This window comes from Novosphingobium sp. NDB2Meth1 (assembly GCF_900117425.1).
GTDB lineage: Bacteria > Pseudomonadota > Alphaproteobacteria > Sphingomonadales > Sphingomonadaceae > Novosphingobium.
In genome coordinates this window covers 233103-254948 of record NZ_FPEH01000015.1, presented here as the reverse complement: position 1 = coordinate 254948, position 21846 = coordinate 233103, and the positions used below count along the sequence as shown (strand labels likewise).

The following is a 21846-nucleotide window of genomic DNA, read 5'->3' as shown; positions in this document are numbered from 1 at the left end:
AAAGGGACAGGATCGGCCAATGGCAGCGATAGGCGCAACGGCAGCCCCGGCGGGCGAGGAGAATGCTTCGGTAGCGCTGCGCTGGTACGTGCTGTTCATCATGATGCTGGCCTACACGATCAACATCGCGGACCGCTACGTGATGTCGACCGTGCTGGAGCAGATCCGGCTCGACCTGCACCTCAGCGATGGCGGCGTGGCCTTCCTCACCGGCGTGTCGCTGGCGCTGTTCTACGTCAGCATGGGCATTCCGCTTTCGTGGATCGCGGACCGCTACAACCGCCGCAATCTGCTGGCGATCTCGATCACCCTGTGGTCGCTGATGACCACGCTGTGCGGCCTCTCGCGCGGCTATATCGAGCTGCTGCTGGCGCGCATGGGCGTGGGCATCGGCGAGGCGGGAGGCACGCCTTCGTGCAACTCGATCATCTGCGACTACTTCCCCGCCGCGCGGCGCCCGATGGCGCTGACGATCTTCTGCCTCGGCGCACCGATCGGCGCTTGGATCGGCGCGGACATGGCGGGTGCGGTTGCCAATGCCTATGGCTGGCGCGCGGCGTTCCTCGTGCTCGGCGTGCCGGGACTGCTCCTTGCTTTGCTCATCATGGCAACGATCCGCGAACCCAAGCGCGGCTGCCTCGACGTGATCAAGAGCGACGATGATCCGACCCTGATGGACACGCTGCGCTTCTGCATGTCGCAGAAATCGGCGGTGCATGTGATGATGGGCAGCGGCGTCGGCGCGCTGTGGGGTTGGGGCCTGATGTGGTTCATCCCGACCTTCCTCCAGCGCACCTATCAGATCGACGTGGGCCAGGCCGGCGCGATCGTCGGGCCGATCCATCTCGTCATGGGCATCGGCGCCTCGCTGCTGACGGCGTGGATCCTGGCCCGCCCGTCCTACACCGATCCGCGCAAGATCGTGTACCTGCTCGGCGGCGTCACCGCCGTGGCCACGGTGCCGGGCATCATCGCGATCTACACGCACAACCTGACGCTGGCGACCGTCTCGCTCTGGCTGTTCATCCCGGGCATCTATTTCTACATCGGCCCCGCCTTCGCGCTCGGCCAGAACCTCGCGCCGCCGAAGATGCGCGCGATGTTCAGCGCGATCGCGCTCCTTATCGCCAACGTGTTCAACCTCATCGTCGCGCCGCAGGGCGTCGGCATGCTGAGCGACTGGTTCGCGGGTCCGGCGGGGCCTGACGCCAATTCGCTGCGCTCGGCGCTCCTCATCCTCGCGCCGACCGGGTTCTGGGCGGCGCTCCACTATTTCCTCGCCGCACGCACGATCGTCGAGGACCAGCAGCGGGCTATCGGTCATGTCTGAGCTTTCTCCCCTCCCCTCCTATATCAACGGCGAATGGGTCCTCCCCGCCACGTCCTCTGCGGTCTTCGAGGCGATCAATCCGGCGACCGAGGAAGTCTGTGCGCGCGTGGCGCTATGCGGGCCTGACGATGTCGACAAGGCGATGGCGGCAGCACGCGCGGCGTTCGACGGCTACTCTTCGATGAGCCTCGAAGAGCGCCTTGCCCTCGTCGAGAAGCTGATTGCCGTGTTCGAAGCGCGTTATGACGAGATGGTCACCGCGATCAGCACCGAAATGGGCGCGCCCTACGACCTTTCCTACAACGCGCAGGCAGAATGCGGGCCCGGTCACCTCAAGGAAACGGTCAAGGCCGCGCGCGAGATGGTGTGGGAACGTCCGCTGGGCGGCCGCGGCCGTCTGGTGCACGAAGCGGTCGGGGTCTGCGCGTTGATCACGCCGTGGAACTGGCCGATCAACCAGCTGGCCGCCAAGATCGGCCCGGCGCTCGTCGCGGGCTGCACGATGGTGCTCAAGCCGAGCGAAATCGCCCCGCTTTCCGCGCAGCTGTTTGCCGAATTCATCCACGAGGCGGGCTTCCCGGCGGGCGTGTTCAACATGGTCCACGGCACCGGCCCCGGCATCGGCGATCACCTGACCAGCCATCCCGAAGCCGACATGGTCTCGTTCACCGGCTCGACCCGTGCGGGCATCCAGGTGGCGAAGTCGGCCGCCGAGACGGTCAAGCGCGTCAGCCAGGAACTCGGCGGCAAGTCGGCCAACGTGGTCTTTGCCGATAGCGGCCTCGAAGCCGCCGTCACGCGCGGGGTGCGCCACTGCTTCGGAAACTCGGGCCAGTCCTGCAACGCGCCGACGCGCATGCTGGTCGAAGAAGCGGTCTATGACGAAGCCGTCGCCATAGCCAAAAAGGTGGCCGAAAGCGTTACGCTGGGCGATCCGATGGAAAAGGGCCCGCATATCGGCCCAGTCGTCAGCAAGGTGCACTACGACAAGATCCAGCGTCTGATCGAGGCAGGTATTGCCGAAGGCGCTACGCTCGTAACCGGCGGTCCCGGCCGCGCTGACGGCTTTGACCGGGGCTACTATGTGAAGCCGACGGTGTTCGCCAACGTGAACAACGACATGACGATCGCCCGTGAGGAAATCTTCGGGCCGGTGCTCGCGATGATCCCGTTCAAGGATGAAGCGGACGCAGTGCGCATCGCCAACGACACGCCCTATGGCCTTGCCGGCTACGTCCAGAGCGGCGATGTCGAGCGCGCCCGCCGCGTCGCCCGCAAGATCCGCGCGGGCAGCGTCTATGTGAACGGCGCCGGGCAGGACTACTGCTCGCCCTTCGGCGGCTACAAGCAGTCCGGCAACGGGCGGGAGTGGGGCGAGTTCGGCCTCCACGACTACCTCGAGATCAAGGTGATCAACGGCTTCGAGGCGGCATGAAGCTCGCCGATATCGAGACGTTTGTCGTCGGCAACCCGCCGCCGCATTTCGGCGGGCGCTATTTCGTGTTCGTCAAGCTGACGACGGCCTGCGGGATCAGCGGGATCGGGGAGGCCTATTGCGTCCCCTTCTCACCGCTCCTTGTGGCGAAGATGATCGAGGATGTCTTCGCGCGCTATGCAGCGGGGCGCGATCCGCACGATATCGAGAACCTGTGGCGGCGGGTCTATTCGAGCGGGTTCACCCAGCATTCCGACCTCTCGCTGATGGGCGTGCTGAGCGCGCTGGAAATGGCGTGCTGGGATATCGTCGGCAAGGCCGCGGGTCAGCCGGTCTACAAGCTGCTTGGCGGACAGGTGCACGAACGCCTGCGCGCCTACACCTATATCTATCCGCGCCCGGGCGACCAGACCGACGTCTACCATGATCCCGATCTCGCCGCGGAACGCTCGGCAGAGTACCTCGCCATGGGCTTCACCGCGCTTAAGTTCGATCCGGCAGGGCCCTATTCGGCGTTCGACGGGCGACAGCTTTCGCTGGAGGCGCTTGATCTGTCTGAGCGGTTCGCGAAGATCCTGCGCGAGGCTGTCGGCAGCAAGGCGGACCTCCTGTTCGGCACCCACGGCCAGATGACGGCGGCAGGGGCGATCCGGCTGGCGAAGCGGCTTGAGGCGGCCGATCCGCTCTGGCTTGAAGAACCGGTTCCACCCGATGCGCCGGAGGAAATGGCCAAGGTTGCGCGTGCGACCTCGATCCCCATCGCAACCGGCGAGCGGCTCTCCACCAAGTACGACTTTGCGCGGCTGCTCGATGCCGGCGGCGCAGCGATCCTGCAGATGAATCTCGGGCGCGTCGGCGGCTTGCTCGAGGCCAAGAAGATCGCCGGCATGGCCGAAGTGCGCCACGCGCAGATCGCGCCGCATCTCTATTGCGGACCGGTGGTGGGCGCTGCCAACATCCAGCTGGCGACGGCAACGCCCAACTTCCTGATCCTGGAAAGCATCGAGGATTGGGGCGGCTTCCATACCGCGATCCTGAAGCAGCCGATCCGCTTCGAGGAGGGCCATGTCATCCCGCCGACGGAACCGGGCCTCGGTGTCGAGCTCAACGAATATGTGGCGCGAAACCATCCCTATACCGGGGATATGCTGCACCTCGAGATGACACAGCACCCGGTATTCTGATGCCAAGAATCCTATGAACGAAATGTTTGATTATATCGTGGTGGGTGCTGGCACCGCAGGGTGCGTGCTGGCAAATCGCCTCACCGAGGACGGCAAGTCGACCGTGCTGCTGCTCGAAGCAGGCGGCAGCGACCTTTCGATCTGGATCCAGATGCCGATCGGTTATGGCCGCACCTTCTTCGACCGCCGGATCAACTGGATGTATGATACGGAACCCGTCGAGGGCCTCGGCGGACGCAGCAGCTATTGGCCGCGCGGCAAGGTCATCGGCGGCTCGGGCTCGATCAACGCGATGGTCTATGTGCGCGGGCAGCCGCGCGACTTCGACGATTGGCAGGCGGCGGGCAATCCGGGCTGGAGCTGGAGCGACGTGCTGCCCTACTTCACCAAGTCCGAGGACTTCGACCGCTTCAGTGCACACCACGGGCGCGGCGGGCCGCAGCACGTGACCGAGATAACCCCGCACGTCCACCCGGTGTGCCACAGCTTCATCGAAACGGCGGAAGGCCTCGGTTTCCCGGTGACGAGCGATTTCAACGGGAGCAACCCGGAAGGGGTCGGCTTTTACCAGATCAACACGCGCGGAGGGTGGCGCGCTTCGACTGCCAATGCGTTCCTGCACCCCGCCCTAAAGCGCAAGAACCTGAAGCTGCAGACCAAATCGCATGCGACGCGTGTGCTGTTCGAAGGCAATCGCGCGGTCGGCATCGAATACCGGCGTGGCGGCAAGCTGCACCAGGTGCGGGCACGGCGCGAAGTGATCCTCTCCGGCGGCGCGATCAATTCACCGCAGCTGCTCATGCTTTCGGGCATCGGCGATGGTGCAGCATTGGCGCAGCATGGCATTTCCGTGCAGCAGCACCTGCCTGCCGTGGGCAAGAACCTGCAGGACCATCTGGCGGTCTCGTACTTCTACAAGGTTCGCACGGCCACGCTCAACGATGAGCTGCATCCGCTGCTCGGCAAGGCACAGGCCGCGCTGCGGTTCGCGTTCGACCGGCGCGGGCCCTTGTCGCTCAGCGTGAACCAGAGCGGCGGCTTTGTGCGCAGCGGGCCGGACGCGCCGAACGTCGATCTGCAGCTCTATTTCAGCCCGGTCAGCTATACCAAGACGCCCTTGGCCGCGCGCAAGCTGCTCAATCCTGACCCGTTTTCGGCGTTCCTGCTTTCATTCAATCCCTGTCGCCCGACGAGCCGGGGGCATCTGGAACTACGCTCGGCCGATCCGCTGGAGCATCCGCTGATCCAGCCGAACTACCTCTCGACCGAGAACGACATCGCCGAAGTGCTGGCCGGAAACCGCCTGCTGCGCCGGATCGCGCAGAGCCGCCCGCTAGCGGACATGATCACCGAGGAACTGATCCCCGGCCCCGAGGTGCGCACCGAGGAAGACCAGCTCGCCGATTTCCGCGAACGGGCGGATACGGTCTATCACCCGACCGGCACCTGCGCGATGGGGCCCGATGTGGCGACTTCGGTGGTCGATGCGCAGCTGCGCGTGCACGGCATTCAAGGCCTGCGCGTGATCGATGCCTCGATCTTCCCCAACATCACCAGCGGCAATACCAATGCGCCGACGGTGATGGTGGCGGAAAAGGGCGCGGCGATGATCCTCGAGGATGCGCGGCCGTGAGGTCAGCCGTTACCCCGTGAGATCGTCGGCCCGTGCTTGACACGGGCCTTGGCTTTCTACTTCGGGCGCCGCGCCGGAGGAACAGCCCAACCCCGTGTCAAGCACGGGGTGACGGGGAAAGATCAATACAAGCCGGGCCTTACCGGCGCACCACCACTTCGTAGCCCTGCTCTTCGGGTTCATCATCGACCATCTGCTCAGGGAAGCCGGTGCCGAGCACCTTGATGCCCAGCGGCTCCTCATAGCGGCGGATGATGTTGGGCGAATGTTCGCGCGGGCCGAACGCCGCTTCGCCTTCCTTGAACAGGCGCACGATCAGCGGCGACATTTCGACCGGCACGCCGGTTTCCTGCGCGATCTTGTCGAACAGGCCGACGTCCTTCGAGACGAGGTCCATCGTGAAGTTGATGTCGCGGCTGCCGTTGAGGATGACTTGGCTCTCGGTCTCGTGGACGAAGCTGTTGCCCGAGGAAATGCGGATCGCCTCGTAGGTCGTGTTCATGTCGAGCCCGACCGCCTTGCACACCGTCAGCGCCTCGGCGAGCGCGACAAGGTGCGCGGTGCAGAGGAAGTTGGTCATGACCTTGAGCTGCGAGGCGGTGCCCCAATCGCCGGTATGCAGCACGCGGCGGCCGAGCGTGGTCAGCACCGGAAGCACCCGCTCGAAACCGGCGCGCGGGCCGGCCGCGAAGATCGAGATATTGCCGGTGTCCGCGCGGTGGCAGCCGCCCGAAACGGGGCATTCCATGAACAGGCCGCCGCGCGCTTCGACCAGCGGACCAAGGCGCAGGACTTCGGCATAGTCGGTGGTGCTCATTTCCATCCAGACTTGGCCTGCGCGCATGACGGCAAGGAATCCGTCCTCTCCTTCGGCCACGGCAGCACTGGCGGCGGGCGACGGCAGGCAGGTGATGATCACATCGACCGCTTCGCCCAGTTCGCGCGGACTCGCCGCTTCCTTGGCGCCGCGTGCAACATATTCGGCAACGAGCTCGGGATTGAGATCGCGCACGGTGACGTCATGACCGTTGCGGATGAGGCTGCCCGCCAGCTTGCCGCCGACATTGCCGAGGCCGATGAAACCGATCTTCATTTGGGTCATTCTCCGGGGATCAGCACGATCTTGCCGATGTGCTTCTTTGTAAGGAATGCGCGCTGCGCCTCTACGATTTGCGAAAGCGGATATGTCGCGGCCACGACGGGGCGTATTTCACCGCGCTCTATGTAGCCGACGAGATTGGGGAATACCTCGGGTTCAAGGATCGTGCAGCCGTAGAGCGTCAGATCCTTGAGGTAGAGCGTGCGCAAGTCGAGTTCGGCTATGGGGCCGGATATCGCGCCTGCAACGCCATAGCGCCCACCGCGCTTCAGCACCTGCAGCAAGGCCGGAAAGCCTGCGCCGCCCGCCACATCGATCACCACATCGAAGTGCTCCTGCCCGAAAAGAGCGACAAGATCGGCATCGCGTGGTTCAACGCAGGCTGCACCCAAGGCGCGCACCCCATCGGCTTTGTCGGCGCCCGCCAGCGCGGTGATTTCGGCACCCCGGCGCTTGGCCAGCTGTACAGCGGCGGAACCGACCCCGCCCGAAGCCCCGGTGATCAAGACGCGTTCACCGGGCGCAAGCCCGGTGCGCGTGAGCATGTTCTCCGCTGCCGAATAGGCACATGGGAACGAGGCAAGCTCCACATCGGTCAGTGCTGTTTCAAGGGCGTGCGCGTGGGGTGCGGGGACGCGCGCGAATTGCCCGAAGGCCCCATCGACTTCGGAGCCGAAATAGGTCGCCGCGAAACGCGTAGCACCGCGGAATACCGGCTCCACCAGCACGCGCTGGCCAACGCGGGCGGGATCGACGCCTTCTCCCACGGCAACGATCCGTCCGGCGGCATCTGCACCCTGAATGCGCGGAAACTGCGGGACAGCGCCGGTCCAGCCGGAATCTTCGGTTTTCGCCTCGGCAAATCCGTCGCCGCCGCCTGCTTCTGTGGCCACCGTAACCGCCTTGGAATACCAGGCGGTGCGGGTGTTGATATCGGTATTGTTGACCCCGCAGGCACCGACGCGGATCAGCACTTCGCCCGGGCCAGGCTGCGGCACCGGTACGTCCATGCGGTGCGACAGGCACTCGAAACCGCCGCTGCCGGTGAGCAGCACGGCTTCCATCGTGGCGGGTGTTTCTGCCATCGAACCGCTCCTACCGCCCGTTCGTGTCGAGCGAAGTCGAGACACCTAGCGCCGCGCATGGTGTCTCGACTTCGCTCGACACGAACGGATGGGGTGTGTTTGGCATGGTGTTCAGGCCAGCGCCGGAAGTTGCGATTTGAGCCAGTCGAAATGCGCGTAGGACATGCCGCGATAGTCGTCCCAACCGCGCGCGGTCTTTTCCGCGACTTCGTCCGACAACACATTGAGCGGCTGGCCGCTGGCATAGGCGAGCAGCAGGGTCTGCGCGGCTTTTTCGAAGAAGTAGAGGTCCTCGAAGGCTTCGGCGACGGTCGTGCCGGTGCAGGTGATCCCGTGATTGCCCATCAGCAGCGTCTTCTTGCCCCCCAGCGCGGCGGCAAGACGCTCGCCCTCCTCCGCCTCGTCGGCAATGCCGCCAAAGCCCTGATCGATCGCCAGCCGATTGAAGAAGCGCGCCGTGTTGTTGTCGAGCGGCAGCATGCGCGGATCGGCAAGCGTGGCGAGCGCGGTGGCGTGCGGCGGGTGGCAGTGGATGATCACACGCGCGGCAGGGCACTGGCGGTGCACGGTGCCGTGGATCGTCCAGGCCGAGGCATCGGGCGCATCCGGGCGGTTCATCACGTCTGCATCATCGGCATCGAGCAGCATCAGGTCATCCGGCCTGATGCTGGCGAAATGCTGCCACTTGCGGTTGAGGAGGAACTGCTTGCCATCCGCCGAAACCGCCGCGCTGAAGTGATTGCCGACGGATTCGGACCAGCCCATCTGCGCGGTGATGCGGAACGCCGCAGCGAGGTCCTCGCGCAGCGCCGCGACTTCGGCCTCCGTCACTTGAAGCGGCCTTCGCTGGTGAGCGCGCGGTAAGTGCTGCGCATCTCGCCGCGATCGGCATAAGTCCCGCGCAGATAGCGCGCGCCGCTGGTGGCAGAATAGGCCTCGCGCCCGTGGACGATGCGGTGGTTGTCGAACACGATGCATTCGCCGGCATTGATGCGGAAGCGCATCAGGTACTTGTCGGACTGCAGCATCCGGCCAAAGCGGCAGAACGCGGGGTAATAGCGGTCGAGCACGTCCTGCGGCAGATCGAACACATCGGCCATGTGCTGGCTGATGGTGACGCCGGAAACTTCGCCATGCGCGTCGAGCTCGATCACACGCTGGCGCGAGCGGACGTCGTAGGTGTCGTGCTCGCAGTAGAAGGGCACTTCGGTTTCGGCGAGGAGCCTGAAGTCCTCGGGGTAAAGCGCGCGGAAGTCGTTCGCGACCGCCACGCCGTCGAGGAACAGGTTCGCCCCGCCCTCCACGCTGTTGGCGCGGCAGTGGAGGAACTGGACGCCAGGGGCCATGTCCTCGGCCGGGGTATCGGTGTGCAGCTCGAGCGCCTTGGCGGTGTAGGCAAGGTTGGTCGGCTCGATATGCGTCATCACGTCGAAGTATTCGCCGAAGAACGTCGGCCGCACGTGGCCCATCAGCTTGACCAAATCGGTCAGCGCCTCGTCGCTGTCGGGCATGTCGGTCACCAGCGCGACGCCTTCGACGATCAGCGCTTTCAGCCATTCGGCGACCTTGGCCTTGTCCGCCATCAGCCCGGCCTGCGGGAAGCGCGCGACATTCGGATAATGATCGGCATACCAGGCGCGGCGCGGCAGATCGGACGGATCGTGGCGGCGCTTGCCTTCGGCGTAGCTTGCCAGCCATTCGAGCGGGTAGCGGCTGGTGTGGTTCTCGCCGTCCCACGCGATCTCGAGCGCACCGTCCACCACTTCGGCGCGGCGGGGTCGCGGGGCAGCGTCCAGATGGAAGATATCGAACACCCGCTCGCGCGTCTGGCTGTCGAACGAAGTCGGGCAGTTGTCGCGCAGCCAGTAGTTGTTGAAATAGGCGGTCTTGCCGCCGGGAAGCAGGACTTCGAGCCCGGTGTCGGTCAGCGTGACCGGTGCGGTGGACGAGGTGGTCAGCGTCATTGTCTTCCCCCGCTGGGATGTGCGGCGGCCTGCCTGCCGCTCTCGATTGCGACTTTAGCCCGGAATGGACCGGCTCAGCAGTGCATCATCAAGAATCATATATCGTATCAATGCGTGTAATGCACTCGCATCGATGGATCAGGCGACGCCGAGCAAGTCTTCCGCCCAGGGCAGCTGCGCGAGGATCGGCGGCAGGCTTTCCCTGCGGATTGTCTCGCCGGCCAGGGTCGCTGTTTCCATGGCCAGATCGCCGAGTTCGCCGGCGCGGCTGACAACCTGGATGCGCCGGGCGAAGCGGGCGCGCGGCAGCGGCTCGATGCGCAGGTTCTGGATCAGCGCGGGCATCGCGGCGAGGCAGAGCAGCGAGGTGATGGACCAACCGATACCGAGGGCGACCGCGTTGAGCTGCTGCGGCACGATATCGACTTCGATCACATTGGGCAGGCGCAGCCGCATGCGGGTAAGCTGGCTTTCGATGCGCTGGCCCATGCCGGTATCAAGCGAATAGCGCACGAACGGCAGGCCCTCGGCCGCAGCGATGGGATCGGCAGCGCCGCGGAAACTCGGCGGGAACACCAGCACAAAGGGATCGTCGAGCACGTCGTGATGGACGACGCCTTCCTGCTTTTCGAGCACGCTGCTGCCGGTGATCAGCAGATCGACCCGCCGTGCAAGGAAATCCTGCTGCTGGTTGAGCGAGATGCCCGAGCGCACACGCCAGCGCGCGACGCGGGGCCCGAGCCGGCTGAGCAGCGGGCCGGTGAGCAGGATCGCAAGCGATTCCGCCATGGCCACGGTCACCTTGTCGATCGGCTGGTTGGCGCCTTCGCGCACTTCATCGACCATCGTGCGCGCAGTGGCGAGCAGGTGCGTCGCACGTTCGTAGAGCGCCCTGCCCGCGGGCGTCAGGCCGAGAGGCCGCAAGGTGCGGTCGAACAAGGTCGCGCCGATGCCCTGCTCCAGCCGCGCGATGGTCTGCGAGACGGCAGACTGGGTTATGCGCAGCTGCTGTGCGCTCGCGGTCATCCCGCCCAGCTCGACCGTGAGGACGAAGACTTCCAGCGCATGAAAATCGAACTCGGCGGGGAGCAGCATCAGCGCCTCACGATAAAAATGACTGAAGCGTCATATTATAAACTGTTATCGTAGGGCAAGAATGTTCGTGGGGGGCTTCGCGGATTGACGTAGATCAATGCGGGGCGCAAAATGTCCACATCGCAAGGGAGATACCGAGATCGCGCCCGATCGCCTCATCAACCGCCGCTGGCTGCCGCTGAACGCGTTGCGCGCGTTCGAGGCGGTGGGGCGGCATATGAGCTTCACCGCCGGTGCCCATGCGCTGACGGTGTCGCAAAGCGCGATGAGCCGCCATGTCTCCAGCCTCGAGGATCTCATCGGCCGCCCGCTGTTCGAGCGTGGGCCAACCGGCCTCAAATTGACGCCTGCGGGTTCGATCCTTCTCCCGGTCGTGAGCAAGTGCCTCGACCGGATGGAGCAGACGATCAACACCATCCGCAACAAGGATCTCGAAAGCCGTCCGATCCGGCTGCATATCCCTCCTTCCCTGCTCTATCAGAACGCACTGCCGCTGCTGGCGAAGTTCCACAAGGAGCATCCGGAAATCCGCATCGATGTGGTGACCTCGAATGTCACCGGCGCCCCCCGCGACAATGTCGACATGGCGGTGGTGTTCGACCGGCCCAATGTCGACGACAGCGTGGCCGATCTGCTGTGGATGGTGCGGGTCGCCCCGCTGTGCTCGCCCGAGACGGCAGCGGCGCATGTCGGAAAGAGCTTCGAGCAGTTCCTGCACGACAACGAGCTGCTGCACGTGAAGCTGGAAGGCGAACCGCGCGGGCTGCTCTGGTCAAGCTACGCCGCGCAGCAGCGCCTCGCGATCGAGACCAATGATGGCCTTGCGTTCGATACTGCGTTTTCGGCCGTGCGCTATGCGATCGGCGCTTCGGGCGTGGTGCTGGCGGATATCGACATGTTCGCGCAGGAAATTGCCAGCGGGCAACTGGTAATGCCCTATGACCGCGTTTCGGCGGACGGCTTCGGATACTATCTCAAGACCCACGCCGAAGACCTTGGCGATCCGGCAATCTTCCTGCTGCGCGAATGGATCATCCGGCACTTCTCCGGCGGAATGGGACGGGATGCCAATGCGCCGACCGAGATGGTGCCGGAGATGCGGGGCTAAGGGCTGCGCCGTCCCATTACATCGTCATTGCGAGCCCTTCGGCTGGCTGCTTGCAGCAGCCGCTCAGGATAAACTGCGCGAAGCAATCCAGGGCGGTTCTGCGCGGCTCTGGATTGCTTCGCTGCGCTCGCAATGACGAAGGTGTGGTCAGGGCGCCGGTGGCAGGTGCTTGAGCAGCAGCCCGTCCTGGTGATCCTTGACGAAACCCTTCCACGTCGGGTTCGCGCCGCCTTCACTCACCGCATCGTAGCGAGTGTCGTCGCTGGTCCACTTGGCGCCGTCGGACTCCTCTGACGGCACCGCAAGATACTCGGCCTTCGCTGTCTCGCCCTTCAGCTGCACATCGAGGAACGCGGTGATGAAGTGGAGCGCGATGGAGTTCACGCGGGGCTTTCGCCACATACGGTCTTCGAACCAGTCGAAGTCCCACACGGTGCCGCGCATTTCCGCCGGTGCAGGATTGGTGCCGATGGCATGGCCCGCACCCTTGAGCGCGAGCAACCAGCGGTCCGAGCCCTTGGCATCGCGGAAGATGGCGGCGGGGCCGGGATCGTAACCGACGGTGCGGTCCGCAGTACCTGCCACCACAAGGAGCGGAGCTTTGATGGCCGAGAGTCCATTCGCGCCCCATGCGGCCCAAGGCGCGCCGCCCGCGGGGGCGATAGCAACGACCGCCTTGATGGCAGGATCGTGGAGCGCGGCCGCGTCCGGACCGCCGCCGGTGTAGCGGTCGACCAATGCGGGGGGCAGACGCTTCACCGCAGGGCTCGCCGTATCAAGCTCGGCGCCCGCCACAGTCAGCGCGCCATAACCGCCGAACGAATAGCCGGCGAGCGCGATGCGTGTGGTATCGCCGAGCGGCCCGAGCAGGCCGCCGCGGATGCGCCGCAGCACATAGGTGATATCTAGCGGGCGGCGGATCAGCGTCGCGGGCGTCTGCGCGGTATCGGTGATGGCCGGATCGCGGTGGCGGATCGCAACGACGACAAAGCCCTTGGTGGCAAGGTTCTCACCCAGCCACGAGAGCATGACCGGATCGTTGTTGTAGCCATGCGAGAGCAGCACGATCGGATAGCCCTGCCCCGCCGGCTTGGCATCGGCGACCGCGAGCGCGGGCACGGTGAAGTAGGCAGGCGGCTTGGGCGGTTCGGAGACAAGGCTGGCACGGTAGGTGGCGCGGCGGTCCTTGGGGCCGACTTGCGCGGGATACCAGATGACCAATGGCATCGTGCGGTCGGCGCGGACCAGTTCACCCTTGGCCAGCGTACCAAGCGGATCGACCGCGCCTTTGTCCACCACCGTTTTCTCGATCACGCCCACCCCGTTCGGGCCGACTGCAGCAAGCGCAGGCGATCCGACTTCGGGAATGCTGGGCGGCGGCGCGGCCTCGGCTGGCGCGGCGGCGACCGACGACGCGCTGAGCATCGCGGCAAAAACGGACAGCGGCTTCAAGCGCGAATCATCCGCATGGCGCGATCGCAGACGCGAATGTCCGCGCAATCGGTGTGGTTATCCGGGGTTTCCCGATCATGTGCCGGGTTAGTCCTGTCCTCTCGCATGGCCCCTGTTACCGCATTTACCTTGGCGCGCGCTATCTTGTATTCGCATCCCACCTTGCGCTAGCTGCATTTGTCCGACCACGCACGCGTGGCTAAGGAGCGGGCGCCACCACACACGCCGCAATGGCAGGCAGGAGCAACCACGTGCCGGATCCGGAAACCTATGACCTGCTGATCGTCGGCGGGGGGATCAATGGCGCAGGGATTGCCCGCGATGCCGCCGGACGTGGGCTTTCGGTGCTGCTGGTCGAACAGGAAGACCTCGCCAGCCACACCTCCTCGGCCAGCACCAAGCTGATCCATGGCGGGCTGCGCTATCTCGAATATTACGAGTTCCGCCTGGTGCGCGAGGCGCTGATCGAGCGCGAACGACTGCTGGGCATGGCGCCGCATATCATCTGGCCGCTCGCTTTTGTGCTGCCGCAGATGAATTCACCGCGCCCCGCCTGGCTCGTGCGGCTGGGGCTGTTCCTCTATGACAACCTCGGCGGACGCAAGAAGCTGCCCGCCACCCGTACGGTCAACCTCGCCCGCTCGGCGCTCGGCAATGGTCTCAAGCCCGGCGCGAAGACGGCCTTCGTCTATTCCGACTGCTGGGTGGAAGACAGCCGCCTCGTCGTGCTCAACGCCCGCGATGCGGCGGAACGCGGCGCAAGGATCGAAACGCGCACGAGGCTGGTTTCTGCCATGCGGGAGGGCGCACTGTGGAAGGCCGAGATCACCGGCAGCGGCGGCACGCGGAGCGTGATGGCCAAGGGCCTCGTCAACGCAGCGGGTCCGTGGGTGGAAGACGTGCTCCAGCGCGCCGCCAGCGCCAGCCAGGACCGCGGCGTGCGGCTGATCAAGGGCAGCCATATCGTGGTGCCGAAGCTCTATGAGGGCGACCACGCCTTCATGCTGCAGAACCCCGATCGCCGCATCGTCTTTGCGATCCCCTACGAGCACGACTACACGCTGATCGGCACGACCGACGAACCGTGGCAAGGCCAACCGGGCAAGGCGCAAATCTCGCCCGAGGAAACCGACTACTTGTGCGAGACGGTGCGGCGCTATTTCGCACGCGAGATCCATCCGGCAGACGTCGTGTGGAGCTACGCCGGCATCCGCCCGCTTTATGATGATCATGCCGCGAGCGCGTCGGCGGTGACGCGCGACTATGTGCTCGATCTCGATGGCGGAAACGGCAAGGCCCCGCTGCTCAGCGTGTTCGGCGGCAAGATCACGACCTACCGCAAGCTGGCCGAACATGCGCTGGAAAAGCTGGTGCCGTTCTACCCCGGCGCCAAGGGTCACTGGACGGCCGGTGCGGATCTTCCCGGCGGTGACATTCCGGGTGATGACTTCGCGGCGTTTGTCGCGCGGCTTGCCGCCGCGCATCCGGACCTTCCCCGTCCGCTGCTGACCCGCCTCGCCCGCGCCTATGGCACCCGCGCGCAGGCGATCCTCGGAACCGCGCAGACGATGGATATGCTCGGAACCGACTTCGGCGGCGGGTTGACCCAAGCGGAAGTCGACTATCTGGTCGATCAGGAATGGGCGCGCAGTGCGGAAGATGTGCTCTATCGCCGCAGCAAGCTCGGCCTCCATGTGCCGCCGGGCACAGCTGAAGCGCTTGAAACTTATCTGGCGCGTAAAAACTTCTAAAATCGAAGGCCTGTTCGCTTAACCACTGTGTGCACCGCAATTCTGCGGTAGATGACGGCTGTGACGCTTGGGACACGACCAGCGACTTCATTATCGCTGCGAAATAGTCGGCATGGGCGTTTAGAAGGGATTCAGCAGGCACTGGCATTGTCGTAGCTGCCACTCAGCAGCGCGAGCCTTCTGCCATGCCCCGGTTCTCAGACCTGTCCGTCGTAACCCGCGCCGCCGCGAGCACCGACCCGTTCATCAGAGCCCTGCTTCCCGCCGACGCGATGTTCCGGGTAATCTGGTCGACCAAGGATGTCGGCGGTACGACGCAGATCAGCTACAGCTTCCCTTGGGCGGGCGGTGTCGCCAGCCAGTTCACCACGCCCTATGGCCGCGCCGAGAACACCGCCGCGGTCACCGGCGCGGTAAATGCCAATCAGGCGCCGATGATCGCAAAGGCCTTCGAGGCCTGGTCGAATGTCGCCAACATCAAATTCACACCCGTCACCGAGACCGCCGATGGAACGGTCGGCGATATCCGTATCGCCTTCTCCTCGGCGATCTCGGCCGGATACTGGGGCTATTCGCTCGGCGTCTCGGACGGACGCGCCAACGCGCACGGCGATATCTGGATCGACAAAGGCATCATTGGTCAATCCTTTGCGCCGGGCACCTACAACTACATGGCGATCCTGCACGAGATCGGCCACAGCCTTGGGCTCAAGCACACGTTCGAGGCGCCGAAAATCCCGGCGGGGTTCGACAACCAGCGCTATTCGATCATGTCCTATACCTCGCCCGAGCAGGTGTGGTGGCGCAATCCGGCGACAAGCCGTACCGAGTGGCTGATCAAGACACCGATGGTCTACGACATACTTGCGATCCAGAAGCTCTACGGCGCGAACATGACGTATCGCACCGGCGCCGATACCTACGCCTTCGACCCCGCAGCACCTTCGTTCGAGACGATCTGGGATGCCGGCGGGACGGACACCTTCAGCGTCGCCGCGTTCAGCCAGGGCTGCACCGTGGACCTCCGGCCGGGGGCCTATTCTTCGCTTGCCTATGACAGCGTCGCGCTTACCAACAACATCGGCATCGCCTTCAATTGCAACATCGAAAACGCGTTGGGCGGCAGTGGCGGCGATGCGCTGATCGGCTCGGAACTCGCCAACCTGCTCGATGGCGGAGCCGGGGCAGACAGGCTGCAGGGCAACGGCGGCGACGACATTCTGCGTGGCGGCACGGGCAACGACCAGCTCGACGGCGGCGTCGGCAATGACACGCTGAGCGGCGGTGACGGCGACGACGTGCTTATCGGCGGTGCCGGCAATGATCTGCTCGACGGCGGCGCCGGTACCGATACCGCCAGCTTCGCCGCAGTCAGTGCCTCCTTGCGGGTGAGCCTCGCCATCTCAGGCGCGCAGAACACAGGTGCGGGGAACGACACGCTGGTAGGCGTCGAAAACCTGATCGGCGGCACCGGTGCGGATATCCTGACCGGCAATGACGGCGCCAACCTGATCAACGGCGGCGGCGGGGCGGACCAGCTGTCCGGCGGCGGCGGCGCGGACATCCTCATCGGCGGCGGCGGACGCGACTCGCTGCAGGGCGGCCTCGGCGGCGACGTGTTCCGCTTTGCCGAACTGGGCGACCTTCCCGGCACCACCGCGACTACGGCAGACACGATCCTCGATTTCAGCAGCAGCCAGGGCGACCGCATCGATCTTTCCGCAATCGACGCGGTCAAGTCGACCTCCGGTGTGAACGATGCTTTCACCTGGATCGGCAACGGCGCCTTCACCAAAGTCGCCGGGCAACTGCGCTATGTCGTGGCCAGCGGCGTCGGCCTCGTCAGCGGCGATATCGATGGCAACGGCGTGGCCGATTTCGCGATCCGGATCGAGAAAGCTCCTGCCCTCACCGGCCTCGATTTCATCCTCTAGTTCCGAACAACCTTGAGCGGCACGCCCTGATAGGCAAGGCCCGGCAGCAGGCTCTCCTGCTTCATGATCACGCTGCCGGCGCCGACATGCGCGCCCTCGCCCACCACGCAGCCGTAGAGCGGCACGGTCCCGGCGCTGATCGTCGCGCCCGCCATGATCCGCACCTTGTCGACCTTGAGCACGCGGTCCTCGAAAGTGTGCGCCTGGAAGAACGCCGTGACCGTCGCCCCGTCGCCGATCTCGATCATGTCGGGATCGACGACTTGCGAGAACTGCGGCCCGAGCACCGCGCGCTTTCCGATCTTGAGGCCCATCAGGCGCAAATAGAGCGTCAGCAGGAACGTGCCTTCCAGTTGCTGCAGGATCGCATTGGCATAGCGCGCCCAGGCGACGAAGACGAAGTCCCACCGGCTCGCCCAGCATGACCAAAGCGCGTGCTGGCCGGGCTTGACACGGCCCATCAGCGTCCATTTGAGCACGGTCACCGCCAGCAGCAGCGCGAGCAGCGGGGCCAATGTCGCCAGCGGAATGATGATCAACGCGAACTCGAGATTGGTCGCTTCCGGCGCGCCTTCGACCAGCAGCTTGTACCACAGCACTGTCGCCAGCAACGGGCCGACCGGCAGCACGAAGCGCAGCAATTCCCAGAACACGCGGTTCCAGTAGCGGATCGGCGAGGGATCGTGGGTCAGACTGCGGTCCATCTCGACCACCTGACGGCGCGGCAGATCGAAGCTCGGACGGCCGAAGCGCGATTGGCCGGCCGCGATTTCCTGGGAGTTTGCCACCGTGCTGATGCCGATCAGGATATCATCCGGCAGCACTTCCCCCGCCGGGATCACCGCATGGTTGCCAAGGAACGTGTTGCGGCCCAACACGATGGGCGCAAGTCGCACCGTGCCGCGCGAGATTTCCGGTCCGCCAAGGTAGATGCCATCGGCAAAGAAGGTCTCCGCGCCGATGGTGACGAGTTCGGGCGTCACGTCGAAGATCGTGCTGATCTCGCATTTTTCGCCGATGTTCGCACCCGCCAGCCGCAACCATTGTTTCCAGAACAGTGTGCCTGAAAGCCACTGGCCCGCGTTGAAGGTCGTCGCGGATTTGAGCCAGACGCGGATATAGGCAAGGCTCCAGCGGTCAATCACGCCGGGCTTGACGCGGCCCATCGCGCGCACCATCAGCGCGCTCCACACGAGGCTGACAGGGACGCTGATCACAGTCACGCCGAACACGACCGCGAGGACATGCGGATCGAGCTTGGGCTCGTAGATCCAGACCCAGATTTCCTCCGAACCGACCCCGAGGAGGCCGCACAGCAGCAGCGCGAGGAGCCCCGTCGGCAGTGCACCAAACATGGTGGCGACGCCCTCGGCCGCGAGCATGGCGAAGCCGTGGGTGACCGGATGGAGGTGGCGGCCATGCATGGTGAAGGCCGGTGCGTCCGGCGCCGGGCCGACGCGGCGGGCGGGTACGCCGTCCCACAGCTCGCCCGCTGGAATCGTGGTGCCCGGATTGATCACCGAGAGCGGCGCGATCACGCTGCCCGCGCCGATGCGGCAATCGTGCTCCACTGTCGCACGGGTTTGCAACGTGGCATCGGCCTCGATCACGATATGGCCGAACACCACATCGCCCCGGTCATATTCGGCGAGCCCGATATGCGCGTCCTGCCCGAGCGTCACATTGTCGCCGATCTCGAGCAGGTCCCAGCCGCCGCGATGGAGGTGCACGCCGCGATGGATATGCACGCCGCGCCCGATCTTTGCGCCCAGCAGCCGGAGCACGGCGTTCTGGAAGACAGTGCCGGACAGCATCGGCCAGGGAATCAGCCGCGCCGACTGGACAGTAACCCAATGCCGCAGGTGATAGGGGCTCCACACCGGTGCCCGCACCGCACGATAGCGCCCGATTGCGATCGCCTTGACCAGCAACGTGAAGCCGACCGACACCGGCAGGTATAGCGCGACACCGGCCACGGTAATCAACGGCGTCAGCAGCACGAAGCCGACGAGATCAAGCTTGTCGAACAGTGCCGGGAACAGTTCCCACGCCACCCACCAGCTGACCCAGCCGCCAAAGGCAAGCTCGCCGGCCAGCCATACCAGCTGCACAATGTTGGCGAGCAGCGGCTGCGCCTTGCCCTCGCGCTCCAATTCGGGCGCCTTATGCTGCGCAGCATGGGCAGTGGCCGCATTGGCCTCCTCGCCCATCGCGGCCAGCGCACGCACGGTGCGGGCGGAATAGATATCGCTGACTGTGATCCAGTCTGCCGCGCCGGCTTCGCGCAGCAGTGTGACGAGCAGCGCGGCGCTAAGGGAATCGCCGCCAAGGTCTTCGAAAAAATCGTCGTCGACCGACACGCCGCCCGGCCGCGTCAGGATATCGGCAAAGGCGGCGGCCAATGCGGTTTCGTGCGGCGTTGCGGGCGGTAAGATGTCGCGGTCCGGCAAGGTATCCGCCGTAAAGCTCATCGGCGGCAATGCGGCCCGGTTGAGCTTGCCGCCGACCGTCGTGGGCAGTTCATCGAGCAGGCCGATCCGGCGCGGCACCATGTAACCCGGCACGGTGCTGGCGAGCTGGGTGCGCAAGTCGTCGAGATCGAGCGCCGTGACGCCTTCCCCCGCCACCACATAGGCGACCAGTTCCGGCACCCCGCCTGCATCCTGCAGCCGCGCCGCCGCTGCGCGCACGCCGGGAAGTGCGGCCAGGCGGGCCTCGATCTCGCCCAGTTCGACACGGTAGCCGCGGATCTTGACCTGCGCATCGATGCGGCCGTGATAGAACAGGCTGCCGTCAGCTTCGCGGTGGACGAGGTCGCCGGTGCGATAGATCCGCCCGCAAGTCGGGTGGTCGACGAACTTTTCGGCGGTCAGGTCCTCGCGGTGGCGATAGCCGCGCGCAACCCCTGCCCCGCCCATGCACAGCTCGCCTTGCTCGCCCTCGCGCACCGGCTGGAGCGCATCATCGAGCACATAAGCGGCCATACCCGGAACCGGGCGGCCGATAGTGATCGGGCCGCCGGGCACGATATCGCCGCGCAGGCAAGTGACCGCGCATTCGGTCGGGCCATAGCCGTTGACCATCCGCCGCCCCTTGGCCCAGCGGTCCGCAATATCGCGCGGCAGGGCTTCGCCACCGACATAGAGCAGTTTGAGTTCAGGCAGGGCGCTTTCCGGCTCGCGGCAGCCGCTGCTGCGCAGCAACGTCGGCGGCGGGCAGAACACCGTGGCACGCTCGTTACGCAGCCATTCGACGATGTCGGGCCCAAGCCGCGCGGCTTCGTCGTCCATCACCACCAGCGTCGCGCCCGAGGCGAGCGCCAGCCAGATTTCCTCGATGGAACTGTCGTAGGCGGCGGACGAGCCTTGAATGACGCGATCTGACGGGCCGAGACCGAATTCGGCGAGATCGGACGCAACAAGGTTAGCGACGTTGCGATGTTCGACCATGACGCCCTTGGGCTTGCCGGTCGTGCCGCTGGTATAGATCACGTAGGCGAGCTGTTCCAGGCGGATTTCATCCGGCAATGCTGCGCCCGCAGGCGGCTCCTGCACCGCCAGCTCCGTCACTTGCAGCAGGGGCACCTCGCCCGCGACGGAACCGAGCCGCGCGGCACCAGCCGCATCGGTCAGGACCGCGACCGCATTGGCGTCTTCCAGCACTTCGGCAATGCGATCATCCGGAAACGAAGGATCGATCGCCGTGTAGGCCCCGCCCGCCTTGAGCACCGCGATCTGCGCCGCATAGAGCATTGGCGAGGTGCGCGGTAGCAGCAGCGCGACAATCCGCTCCGCCTCCAGCCGCGGCGCGAGATGGTGAGCGAGCCGGTCGGTAAGGGACACAAGTTCGGCATAGCTGATCGCCTGCCGGTCCGGCCGATTGCGCGCAGGCGGCACCTCGATCGCGGTCTGGTCCGGATAGCGGGCAGCGGCCTCCGCAAGGAAAGCGTGCAGCAAGGCAGGACGGACTTCGGGCGCGGTCAGCATCGCGCCCCTCTATCGCTGCGGCAATTGCGGTCAAGCCGGTGTTCGCCCCGATTCCGTGCAGGAAGTTCCCGTTGCCATAGGCCTCTTGAGGGACCCAGTGTGCAGTGCAAAGAGCATGTGGCAGCACACACTGCGGCAACCACCCTCCTCCGCACTGAGGGCGATCAGCTCCCGAAAAGCCGCTGCGCCGCAGCATCGCACAGCGCAACGCAGCGCTCGCGCGGGGTGCGCTGGTCCGAGAGGTAGAATTCGATCCACAGGCCATCAAGCACGGCAGACAGCAGCGCAATGCCATCCGCAAGCGGCAGCTTGCGCTCTCCTCCTGCGGCAGTTGCGCGACAAGCCGTTCGAGCAAATCACGCTGGCGGAAGTTGAACCGTGTGGAGACAGCCGCGAAATCGTCCCGGCTGCGCGCCAGCTGCCAGAACACCATCCACGCGCCGATAATGTCCGGCCCGGCCCAGTCGTCGGAGAAAACCGCGACGAAGTAGCGGTGCAGCGCCTCGCCTGGCGCGCCCTCACCGGGCATTGCCGCCGCTTCGAGCTGGATCAGCATGTCCTCGCAGAGCTGCTCGTAGGTTTCGAGCAGCAGATTGTCCGGATTGCGGAAATAGTGGCGCAGCAGGCCATGGCTGACCCCGGCTTGCCGGCAGATCTCGCGCCCGGTTGCGCCCTTGGCACCCAGCCGGGCGAGGCAGTTGACCGTCGCGGCGACAAGGTCTGCCCGGCGCACTACAGGCGAAGCCCGGCGGCGGCGCGGCGTTGCCTCCTCCCCAGGTGGGCTGGCCAT

General features: G+C 65.3%; 15 protein-coding genes and 1 pseudogene. 7 read left to right on the top strand and 9 right to left on the bottom strand.

Features of this window, described 5'->3' with window-relative positions:
* Positions 1–19: 19 nt before the first annotated feature.
* From NDB2M1_RS10715 to NDB2M1_RS10700, 4 genes are read left to right on the top strand one after another with little or no spacing between them, the layout of a single operon-like run.
* Positions 20–1330, top strand: a complete 1311-nt coding sequence (locus NDB2M1_RS10715; protein ID WP_072382128.1) for an MFS transporter — start codon at positions 20–22, stop codon at positions 1328–1330.
* Entirely contained in the window at positions 1323–2765 is a 1443-nt protein-coding gene (locus NDB2M1_RS10710; RefSeq protein ID WP_072382126.1) for an aldehyde dehydrogenase family protein, read from the top strand. Before NDB2M1_RS10715 ends, NDB2M1_RS10710 begins: the two co-directional genes overlap by 8 nt.
* On the top strand, positions 2762–3949 hold the full coding sequence (locus NDB2M1_RS10705; RefSeq protein WP_072382124.1) for a mandelate racemase/muconate lactonizing enzyme family protein: 1188 nt from the start codon (positions 2762–2764) through the stop codon (positions 3947–3949). The genes NDB2M1_RS10710 and NDB2M1_RS10705 overlap by 4 nt, the downstream gene beginning before the upstream one ends.
* 13 nt (positions 3950–3962) lie before the next feature.
* A complete protein-coding gene (locus tag NDB2M1_RS10700) occupies positions 3963–5582 on the top strand; it encodes a GMC family oxidoreductase (RefSeq protein ID WP_072382122.1) in 1620 nt (539 codons plus the stop codon).
* A gap of 139 nt (positions 5583–5721) precedes the next feature.
* On the opposite strand, the gene NDB2M1_RS10695 is transcribed toward NDB2M1_RS10700, so the two are convergent.
* The 5 genes from NDB2M1_RS10695 to NDB2M1_RS10675 all read right to left on the bottom strand — a co-directional run bounded on the left by NDB2M1_RS10695 (position 5722) and on the right by NDB2M1_RS10675 (position 10825).
* Positions 5722–6675: an NAD(P)-dependent oxidoreductase gene (locus NDB2M1_RS10695; protein WP_072382120.1), complete on the bottom strand. Its 954-nt coding sequence runs from the start codon at positions 6673–6675 to the stop codon at positions 5722–5724.
* Between the two features lie 5 nt (positions 6676–6680).
* Positions 6681–7766: an alcohol dehydrogenase family protein gene (locus NDB2M1_RS10690; protein WP_072382118.1), complete on the bottom strand. Its 1086-nt coding sequence runs from the start codon at positions 7764–7766 to the stop codon at positions 6681–6683.
* 111 nt (positions 7767–7877) lie between these two features.
* On the bottom strand, positions 7878–8597 hold the full coding sequence (locus NDB2M1_RS10685; protein WP_072382116.1) for a class II aldolase/adducin family protein: 720 nt from the start codon (positions 8595–8597) through the stop codon (positions 7878–7880).
* On the bottom strand, positions 8594–9730 hold the full coding sequence (locus NDB2M1_RS10680) for a TauD/TfdA family dioxygenase (RefSeq protein ID WP_072382114.1): 1137 nt from the start codon (positions 9728–9730) through the stop codon (positions 8594–8596). The genes NDB2M1_RS10685 and NDB2M1_RS10680 overlap by 4 nt, the downstream gene beginning before the upstream one ends.
* 138 nt (positions 9731–9868) lie before the next feature.
* On the bottom strand, positions 9869–10825 hold the full coding sequence (locus tag NDB2M1_RS10675) for a LysR family transcriptional regulator (protein WP_072382112.1): 957 nt from the start codon (positions 10823–10825) through the stop codon (positions 9869–9871).
* Between the two features lie 97 nt (positions 10826–10922).
* Between NDB2M1_RS10675 and NDB2M1_RS10670 the strand changes: the two genes are divergently transcribed.
* A complete protein-coding gene (locus NDB2M1_RS10670; RefSeq protein WP_083554794.1) occupies positions 10923–11933 on the top strand; it encodes a LysR family transcriptional regulator in 1011 nt (336 codons plus the stop codon).
* Positions 11934–12080: 147 nt separating this feature from the next.
* On the opposite strand, the gene NDB2M1_RS10665 is transcribed toward NDB2M1_RS10670, so the two are convergent.
* On the bottom strand, positions 12081–13385 hold the full coding sequence (locus tag NDB2M1_RS10665) for an alpha/beta hydrolase family protein (RefSeq protein ID WP_072382110.1): 1305 nt from the start codon (positions 13383–13385) through the stop codon (positions 12081–12083).
* A gap of 251 nt (positions 13386–13636) precedes the next feature.
* On the opposite strand from NDB2M1_RS10665, the gene glpD reads away from it, so the two are divergent.
* Both glpD and NDB2M1_RS23350 read left to right on the top strand, forming a co-directional pair.
* The gene (gene glpD / locus NDB2M1_RS10660; RefSeq protein WP_253185846.1) at positions 13637–15136 is read left to right on the top strand and encodes a glycerol-3-phosphate dehydrogenase; all 1500 of its coding nucleotides are present in this window, start codon (positions 13637–13639) and stop codon (positions 15134–15136) included.
* A 185-nt stretch (positions 15137–15321) separates the two neighbouring features.
* Positions 15322–17070, top strand: a complete 1749-nt coding sequence (locus NDB2M1_RS23350) for a M10 family metallopeptidase C-terminal domain-containing protein (protein WP_072382106.1) — start codon at positions 15322–15324, stop codon at positions 17068–17070.
* Here NDB2M1_RS23350 and NDB2M1_RS10650 read toward each other — a convergent pair.
* The 3 genes and pseudogenes from NDB2M1_RS10650 to NDB2M1_RS23410 form a co-directional block, all read right to left on the bottom strand.
* Entirely contained in the window at positions 17067–21056 is a 3990-nt protein-coding gene (locus NDB2M1_RS10650) for a non-ribosomal peptide synthetase (protein WP_072382105.1), read from the bottom strand. The two genes, NDB2M1_RS23350 and NDB2M1_RS10650, sit on opposite strands and share 4 nt — an antisense overlap.
* A 164-nt stretch (positions 21057–21220) precedes the next feature.
* Positions 21221–21340: a TetR family transcriptional regulator C-terminal domain-containing protein gene (locus NDB2M1_RS22620; RefSeq protein WP_371328200.1), complete on the bottom strand. Its 120-nt coding sequence runs from the start codon at positions 21338–21340 to the stop codon at positions 21221–21223.
* Between the two features lie 356 nt (positions 21341–21696).
* A pseudogene (locus NDB2M1_RS23410) lies at positions 21697–21846 on the bottom strand (hypothetical protein); the annotation flags it as partial.

What these genes read in the sequence shown, in the direction of transcription:
- NDB2M1_RS10715 (WP_072382128.1), top strand. Translation starts at nt 20, where the DNA reads ATGGCAGCGATAGGCGCAACGGCAGCCCCGGCGGGCGAGGAGAATGCT.
- NDB2M1_RS10710 (WP_072382126.1), top strand. Translation starts at nt 1,323, where the DNA reads ATGTCTGAGCTTTCTCCCCTCCCCTCCTATATCAACGGCGAATGGGTC.
- NDB2M1_RS10705 (WP_072382124.1), top strand. Translation starts at nt 2,762, where the DNA reads ATGAAGCTCGCCGATATCGAGACGTTTGTCGTCGGCAACCCGCCGCCG.
- NDB2M1_RS10700 (WP_072382122.1), top strand. Translation starts at nt 3,963, where the DNA reads ATGAACGAAATGTTTGATTATATCGTGGTGGGTGCTGGCACCGCAGGG.
- NDB2M1_RS10695 (WP_072382120.1), bottom strand. Translation starts at nt 6,675, where the DNA reads ATGAAGATCGGTTTCATCGGCCTCGGCAATGTCGGCGGCAAGCTGGCG.
- NDB2M1_RS10690 (WP_072382118.1), bottom strand. Translation starts at nt 7,766, where the DNA reads ATGGCAGAAACACCCGCCACGATGGAAGCCGTGCTGCTCACCGGCAGC.
- NDB2M1_RS10680 (WP_072382114.1), bottom strand. Translation starts at nt 9,730, where the DNA reads ATGACGCTGACCACCTCGTCCACCGCACCGGTCACGCTGACCGACACC.
- NDB2M1_RS10675 (WP_072382112.1), bottom strand. Translation starts at nt 10,825, where the DNA reads ATGCTGCTCCCCGCCGAGTTCGATTTTCATGCGCTGGAAGTCTTCGTC.
- NDB2M1_RS10670 (WP_083554794.1), top strand. Translation starts at nt 10,923, where the DNA reads ATGCGGGGCGCAAAATGTCCACATCGCAAGGGAGATACCGAGATCGCG.
- NDB2M1_RS23350 (WP_072382106.1), top strand. Translation starts at nt 15,322, where the DNA reads ATGCCCCGGTTCTCAGACCTGTCCGTCGTAACCCGCGCCGCCGCGAGC.
- NDB2M1_RS10650 (WP_072382105.1), bottom strand. Translation starts at nt 21,056, where the DNA reads ATGCTGACCGCGCCCGAAGTCCGTCCTGCCTTGCTGCACGCTTTCCTT.